The sequence below is a fragment of the Thermaurantiacus sp. genome (genome assembly GCF_053487655.1).
Genome location: NZ_JBRCLD010000012.1, coordinates 20,445 through 27,045, shown reverse-complemented (window position 1 = coordinate 27,045; position 6,601 = coordinate 20,445). Strand labels below are relative to the sequence as shown.

Here is a 6,601-nt window from a genome sequence, read left to right as displayed (position 1 = left end):
ACCCTCCGCACCGCCCACGAGAGCTTCTTCCCGGCACTGATGGGCTGAGCCTTCAAATGACGACAATCCGGCAGCGGAACACGGCTCATCGCGCGTGGTCGGGAACGATCACCGCGTAGCGGATCGGGTCGGCAATTGGCCTCGCGACCAAGACGGACTGCCGCCACGGAATCTTGCCCTTCGGCCCAAGCTTCGCGCTGCCCGAGACGCGGCCGCCGTAGACCTGGAAACCTGAGCGACCCATTTCGGAGAGCAAGAGAAAGAGGTCCCGTACAAGTTTTCCTCGGTCAGTCGGTGGGATTTACTCCCACAGATTGAGGAGATCGACCGCGGCCTCCTCGATCTCTGCGCCTTCACCCATCATCGCGTCGGGAAGCGCCGACATGTCGATATGGATCATCTCCACCGGTGGACGAAACAGCGCCTCGACCATCTGCGCCGAGGACACCGGCTCGACGGCGACCGCCAACGAACCGGAACGACCCGCAAGCCAAGCTGCAACCACATTCGGCGCAGGCGCTCGAAACAGGGACTCGTCGACCTTCATTCCCCGCGCCAGCGACCGACGCGCCTGCGTGTTGGGAACGCGACGACCGCTCTCGTAATTCTCAATGGCACGAACCGAAAGTCCGCACAGCTCGGCAAGATTCTCCTGGGTCAGCGCATTGTCCTGCCGCCAGTTGCGAAGAACCTCCGCAATCCACTGCGCTTCCGCCAAGTCCTCACCTCGGCCACGAATGTCTGTCATCGGCTTTCACTCCTTTCGAAGCGATCGGTTACGTCGCGAAGACGCGGTTGGTCCCCGAACAGGACCCGCACGCTTTCCGCAAGGCGGAGTTTGGGTATGCGCTGATGGGCTATCGAGGAAGCCGTTCTGGCAGGTTACAAGGCCGTCACCATTTCGCCCTGCTTTCGCGGGCGAGGGCGAATACGGAGCGGGCAGGGGCGGAAGGTGCGGGAGCGGGGGCGGGGGCAGGCATGGCCGCAACCCTGGGCCGATGCCCTCCTGTAGGACAGGTCAGTAGCGGCGCAGGAGGCCGGCGAGGCGGCCCTGGATGCGCACCCGCGACGGGAGATAGTGCTGGGGCGGGTAAGCGCTGTTGGCCGGGTCGAGACGGACCATCCCCTTCTCGCGGTGGAAATATTTGAGCGTCGCCTCGGTCTCGTCGATAAGCGCGACGACGATGTCGCCTGGGCGCGCTTCCTCGCACTTGCGGATGAGGGCGAAGTCGCCGTCGAGAATGCCCGCCTCCACCATCGAGTCGCCGACAACCTGGAGCGCATAATGCTCGCCACCGCCCAGAAGCTCGGCGGGCACGTCGAGCGTCTCGCGATCCTCCACCGCCTCGATCGGCCGGCCGGCCGCGATCCGCCCGGCGAACGGCAGGCTGGCAACGCGTGACAGGCTCCGCGCCGCCGCCCGGGCGCGTACCGCGGCAAGGTCGGCAATTGGGGCACCGCGCGCCGCAGGCAAGGCATCGCCGGGCAGCCGCAGCACCTCGAGCGCGCGGGCGCGGTTGGGAAGCCGCCGCAAGAACCCCCGCTCCTCCAGCGCCTCGACAAGGCGATGCACGCCCGACTTGGACTTCAAGTCAAGCGCCTCCTTCATCTCCTCGAAGGAGGGCGAAACCCCGGTCGCCTCAAGACGCGCGGCAATGAACGCAAGGAGATCATGCTGCTTGGCCGTCAGCATCCGCTCCGCCTCTGCCTGAACATGACAAGAACATTAGGCGAACTTCTGGCAGTGGGTCAAGCCCTCTCAGAGCCTTAGGACCGGAACGGAGGAACCCGCCGCGACCGGGCCTGCACCCTCGGGCCGCACCAGCAGCGCGTCCGCCGCGGCCAGGACCGAAAGGAGCGCGCTGTCCTGCCGGGCGAAAGGCTCGACCAGGGGCAGTCCCGCCCCAGGCGTCAGCCGGGCGCGAAGATAATGGCGGCGGGGCCCGTTGGCGGGGAGATCGACTGCAGCGGCGGCAAGTGTCTCCTCAGGCAGGCAATGTGTCTCGCCCTGCAGCCGCCGCACCAGCGGCAAGAGGAACAGCACCGCGCAGACAAAGGCCGAGACTGGGTTGCCGGGAAGCCCGAGGAGCCGCGTGCCCTCCAGGCGCCCGGCAACGAGCGGCTTGCCTGGCCGCAGCGCGATCTTCCAGAAATCGACCTCACCACCGCAAGCGCGCAGCACCGGGGCGACGAGATCGTGGTCTCCGACCGATGCCCCGCCGATGGTGACGAGGAGATCGGCAGCCTCCGCAGCTTCGCGGAGCGCCCTGGCAAGCGCCCCGGCCCGGTCGGGGATGATGCCGCAATCGACCGGCGCGGCGCCGACGGCCACAAGCTGGCCCGCCAGCATCACCGGGTTCGAGGAGACGATCTGCCCCGGCCCCGGAGCTGCGCCCGGCGGCACCAGCTCGTCGCCAGTCGCAAGAAGCGCGACACGGGGCCGGCGGTGCACTCTGACCTCGCCATGGCCGCCGGCCGCCAATAGTCCGACCTGCGCCGGCGAAAGCCGCGCGCCGGCCTCGACCAGCGGCGCGCCCGCGCGACAGTCCTGGCCCGCGGGGCGGATATTGGCGCCCGGCCCGCGCGGCCCCTCGCCCACCAGGTGTACCATGCCGCCTTCTGCTGCCATCTCCTCCTGCACCGCGACTGTATCGGCGCCTTCGGGCACAACCGCGCCAGTGAAAATCCGCACCGCCTGGCCTGGTCCCAGCCGGCCGCCAAACGGCCGCCCGGCCGCCGCCTCGCCGATGATGGAAAGTGGCCCGGGAAGCTCGGCGAAGCGGCAGGCCCAGCCATCCATGGCGGACACATCGGCCGGCGGCTGGGTCAGGCGCGCAGCCAGCGTCTCGGCAAGCACCCGGCCATGGGCGGAAGCGAGCGGCACCGTCTCGGCAGCAAGCGGGGAAATGCTTGCAAGCAGCCGCGCCTGGGCTTGCGCGACCGGCAGGAGATCAGCCGGCAACCCAGTCCCCCGACTTCCCGCCGCGCTTCTCGACAAGCCGCACGCCCTCGATCACCATCCCCCGGTCGAGGCTCTTTGCCATGTCATAGACGGCAAGAAGCGCGACAGAGACCGCCGTCAGCGCCTCCATCTCGACCCCGGTCTTGCCCGACACCTCGACTTCGGCCCGCGCCACCAGCCCGTCGGCCGCGAAATCAAGGTCCAGCCGCACCGCCTCCAGCATCAGCGGATGGCACAGCGGGATGAGTTCGGCAGTCCTCTTGGCCGCCATGATTCCGGCCACCCGGGCGACCGCCAGCACATCGCCCTTCTTGACGGCGCCTTGCCGGATGGCCTCCAGCGCTTCCGCCGACATGCGGATACGCCCCTCAGCCACCGCCACGCGCGAGGTCGAAGCCTTGCCACCGACATCGACCATGTGGGCCGCACCCGTCCTATCGAGGTGGGTGAGCCCGCCCATCATGCCACGCCCAGCAGCGCCCGCGTCGCCGCCGCGACATCGGTTGCACGCATCAGGCTCTCGCCGACCAGGAAAGCCGGCACTCCTGCGGCATGCAGCCGGGCGAGATCGGCGGCTGCGCGGATGCCGCTTTCGGCAATGAGAAGCCGGTCCCCGGGCACCATCGCCGCCAGCCGCAGCGTCGTCTCGAGATCGACCGCCATGGTCCTCAGGTCGCGATTATTCACACCGATGAGCGGCGTCGGAAGCTCCAATGCCCGCTCCATCTCGGCTGCATCATGCACTTCGACCAGCACGTCGAGCCCCAGCTCCACGGCCTCGGCGGCAAGCTCGCCAAGCAATCCCCCGTCCAGTGCTGCCACAATGAGAAGCAGACAGTCGGCGCCCAGCGCCCGCGTTTCCGCCACCTGGTAGCTGTCAAGGATGAAGTCCTTGCGCAAGATCGGCAGCGGCGCCGCCGCATGGGCAAGCGCGACATTGCGGTCCGCGCCCTGGAAGAAGGGCTCGTCGGTCAACACCGAAAGGCAGGTGGCGCCGCCGGTGGCAAAAGCGGTTGCAAGGGCCGTGACATCGAAATCGGGCCGGATCAGCCCCTGGCTCGGGCTCGCTTTCTTGATTTCGGCAACGAGCCCAGGTCGCCCCGCATCCCGCGCGCGCTGTAGCGCCGCGGCAAAGCCGCGCGGCGCCGGGGCTCCGGCCAAGTCGAGGCTCTCGCGCGGCCGCACCACCTTGCGCGCTGCCACATGGTCGCGCTTCCTCTGGAGAATGGGCTGAAGCCGGTCTCCCATGCTGCCCCCCTAGCGAAAGGCGAGCAGGCGCGCGAGCCGGTCGCCAGCTCTGCCCTCGTCAATGACGGCCTTGGCCAGCGCGATCGCCTCCCCCCAGCCCTCGCTCCGCCCGGCGAGACGCAGCGCCGCTGCCGCATTCGCAACCACGATCGCCCGGTAGGCGCGGAGCGCCTCGGTCCCAGTGTCGCCTGCCAGCACCGCCTTCAGCATCGCGGCATTGTGGGCTGCATCTCCGCCAGCAATGGCTTCCCGGGGAAAAGGCCCCAGCCCATGCGCTGCCGCATCGAACTTGTCCTCCACCAGCCCCTCCGGCCCGGCCCAAAGAAGGACCGATGGGGTGTCAACCGCCAGCTCGTCGAGCCCGCCGCCATGCACAATCACCACCCGCTCCCCACCCAGCGCCAGCACCGCCTCCGCCATCGGCCGCATCCAAGCCGCAGCAAAAACGCCAACAAGCTGACGCCGCACACCTGCCGGATTGGCAAGCGGCCCCAGCAGGTTGAAGATCGTGCGCACGCCCAGCGCGCGCCTGACCGGTGCCACTCGCGCCAGCGCTGGATGATGCGCAGGCGCGAACAGGAACACGAGCCCGACCTCCGCAAGACAGGCCTCAAGGCGCGCCGGCCCAAGATCAAGCCGGGCACCAAGGGCTTCGAGAACATCCGCCGCCCCGCACCTCGATGACGACGCCCGGTTGCCATGCTTGGCGACCGGCACACCAGCTGCCGCCACTACGAACGCTGCTGCCGTCGAGACGTTGAGACTGTGGCTTCCATCGCCACCAGTCCCGCACAGATCGATAGCGCCATCAGGCGCTGCCACTTTCACCATGCGCGCCCGCAATTCGGCCGCAGCTGCTGCGATCTCAACAGCCGTCTCCCCCCGTGCGGCCAGCGCCTGCAGGAAGCGTCCAAGCTCGGCGTCCTCCACTTGGCCATCGAGGATCGCAGCAAAACAGGCCGAAGCCGTCGCCGCATCCATCGGCCGCGCCGGATCGGGCAGTCGAGTCATCGGATCAAGAGCGGCGCGTGCGCCGCCTCGATCGGGGCGACATCAAGGTGGGCGATGCCGGCGAGATCGAGGAAATTCGCAAGCAGCCGATGCCCATGGGCCGTTGCAATCGACTCCGGGTGAAACTGCACCCCGTGTAAGGGCAGAGTCGCGTGGCGCAGGCCCATCACCAGCCCGTCGGCAGTCCACCCATTCACTTGGAGGACGGGCGGCAGCGCATCCCGCTCGGCAATCAGGCTGTGGTAGCGCGTTGCAGTGAATGGCGAGGGAAGCCCGGCAAACACCCCGGTTCCATCATGGAACACGGGCGATGTCTTTCCGTGCATCAGAGTGGGCGCCCGCACCACCCGGCCTCCAAACGCCTGGGCAAGTGCCTGGTGGCCGAGGCAAACCCCGAGCAAGGGCACCCTTGCTTGGGCTGCAAGAGTGACAAGCTCAAGGCAGATCCCGGCTTCGTCGGGTGTGGCAGGCCCAGGCGAGAGCAACAGGGCTGCAGGCGCCAGCGCCATCGCCTCGGCAGCGGAGAGGGCATCATTGCGCCGGACTTCCACCTCCACCCCGAGCTCCAGGAGATAGTGGACAAGGTTGAAGGTGAAGCTGTCGTAATTGTCGATGACGAGGATCATGAGCCGGCCTCGACCTCCGCTGCGGCCGAGGCTGCGCGGGCAATGGCGAGAAAGTCGGCCGCAGCAAGGCTCGCACCGCCCACGAGCGCGCCAGAAACATGGGGCACGGCAAGCAGTGCGGCCGCATTTCCGGGGTTTACGGAGCCGCCATAGAGGATGGCGGTGCGCTCCGGCACCTTGCTCGCGATAAAGGCGTGAACCTCTGCAACTTCCGCCGGAGTCGGAGTCCGGCCGGTCCCAATCGCCCATACGGGCTCATAGGCAACTACCATTGGCCCGGCTTCTGGCAGCGCGCCTTCCAGCTGCCGGTCCACAACGGCAAGCGTCGTGCCCGCTTCGCGCTCGGCCAGCGTCTCGCCGACACAGACGATGGGCGTGAGCCCCGCCGCTTGCGCCGCCACTGCCTTGGCCCGGACGAGGGGATCGAGCTCGCCATGGCCGAGGCGACGTTCACTGTGGCCGACAATGACATAGCTGGCGCCAGCGTCAGCCAGCATCGCCGCCGAAATGTCGCCAGTGAAGGCGCCGTCCGTCTTGGGGTGGCAATCCTGCCCGCCGAGGCGCACATGGCTGCCGCGCACCACCGCGGCAAAATGGGCAAGCAAGGTCGCCGGCGGACAGACCAGAAGCTGTGCGCCCTTGATCGGGCCGGCAGCGACCAGCGCTTCGATGACTGCAACACTTGCCAGGCGGCCGTGCATTTTCCAATTGCCTGCGATCAGCTGCATTGCGCCCTTTCCGTTCGCCGCGCGTT

8 protein-coding genes are annotated in these 6,601 nt (G+C 68.1%); all 8 read right to left on the bottom strand.

Features of this window, described 5'->3' with window-relative positions:
- Positions 1-301: 301 nt before the first annotated feature.
- On the bottom strand, positions 302-748 hold the full coding sequence (locus tag ACWIQA_RS01415; RefSeq protein WP_448581278.1) for a helix-turn-helix domain-containing protein: 447 nt from the start codon (positions 746-748) through the stop codon (positions 302-304).
- A 270-nt stretch (positions 749-1,018) separates the two neighbouring features.
- Positions 1,019-1,693, bottom strand: a complete 675-nt coding sequence (gene lexA, locus ACWIQA_RS01410) for a transcriptional repressor LexA (protein WP_448581277.1) — start codon at positions 1,691-1,693, stop codon at positions 1,019-1,021.
- Positions 1,694-1,759: 66 nt separating this feature from the next.
- Positions 1,760-2,962: a molybdopterin molybdotransferase MoeA gene (locus ACWIQA_RS01405; protein WP_448581276.1), complete on the bottom strand. Its 1,203-nt coding sequence runs from the start codon at positions 2,960-2,962 to the stop codon at positions 1,760-1,762.
- Complete coding sequence (gene moaC / locus ACWIQA_RS01400; RefSeq protein ID WP_448581280.1) at positions 2,952-3,422, bottom strand: cyclic pyranopterin monophosphate synthase MoaC; 471 nt, start codon at positions 3,420-3,422, stop codon at positions 2,952-2,954. Before moaC ends, ACWIQA_RS01405 begins: the two co-directional genes overlap by 11 nt.
- Positions 3,422-4,210: an indole-3-glycerol phosphate synthase TrpC gene (gene trpC / locus ACWIQA_RS01395; protein ID WP_448581275.1), complete on the bottom strand. Its 789-nt coding sequence runs from the start codon at positions 4,208-4,210 to the stop codon at positions 3,422-3,424. The genes moaC and trpC overlap by 1 nt, the downstream gene beginning before the upstream one ends.
- Positions 4,211-4,219: 9 nt before the next feature.
- Positions 4,220-5,221, bottom strand: coding sequence for an anthranilate phosphoribosyltransferase (gene trpD, locus ACWIQA_RS01390; protein ID WP_448581274.1), 1,002 nt, complete (start codon positions 5,219-5,221; stop codon positions 4,220-4,222).
- Positions 5,218-5,847, bottom strand: a complete 630-nt coding sequence (locus ACWIQA_RS01385) for an anthranilate synthase component II (protein ID WP_448581273.1) — start codon at positions 5,845-5,847, stop codon at positions 5,218-5,220. Before ACWIQA_RS01385 ends, trpD begins: the two co-directional genes overlap by 4 nt.
- Positions 5,844-6,575 carry a triose-phosphate isomerase gene (gene tpiA, locus ACWIQA_RS01380; RefSeq protein ID WP_448581272.1) on the bottom strand — a complete coding sequence of 244 codons (732 nt, stop codon included), beginning with the start codon at positions 6,573-6,575 and terminating at the stop codon, positions 5,844-5,846. The genes ACWIQA_RS01385 and tpiA overlap by 4 nt, the downstream gene beginning before the upstream one ends.
- Positions 6,576-6,601 lie beyond the last annotated feature (26 nt).

Coding starts and splice junctions, on each gene's coding strand:
- ACWIQA_RS01415 (WP_448581278.1), bottom strand. CDS start 748: ATGACAGACATTCGTGGCCGAGGTGAGGACTTGGCGGAAGCGCAGTGG.
- lexA (WP_448581277.1), bottom strand. CDS start 1,693: ATGCTGACGGCCAAGCAGCATGATCTCCTTGCGTTCATTGCCGCGCGT.
- moaC (WP_448581280.1), bottom strand. CDS start 3,422: ATGGGCGGGCTCACCCACCTCGATAGGACGGGTGCGGCCCACATGGTC.
- trpC (WP_448581275.1), bottom strand. CDS start 4,210: ATGGGAGACCGGCTTCAGCCCATTCTCCAGAGGAAGCGCGACCATGTG.
- trpD (WP_448581274.1), bottom strand. CDS start 5,221: ATGACTCGACTGCCCGATCCGGCGCGGCCGATGGATGCGGCGACGGCT.
- ACWIQA_RS01385 (WP_448581273.1), bottom strand. CDS start 5,847: ATGATCCTCGTCATCGACAATTACGACAGCTTCACCTTCAACCTTGTC.
- tpiA (WP_448581272.1), bottom strand. CDS start 6,575: ATGCAGCTGATCGCAGGCAATTGGAAAATGCACGGCCGCCTGGCAAGT.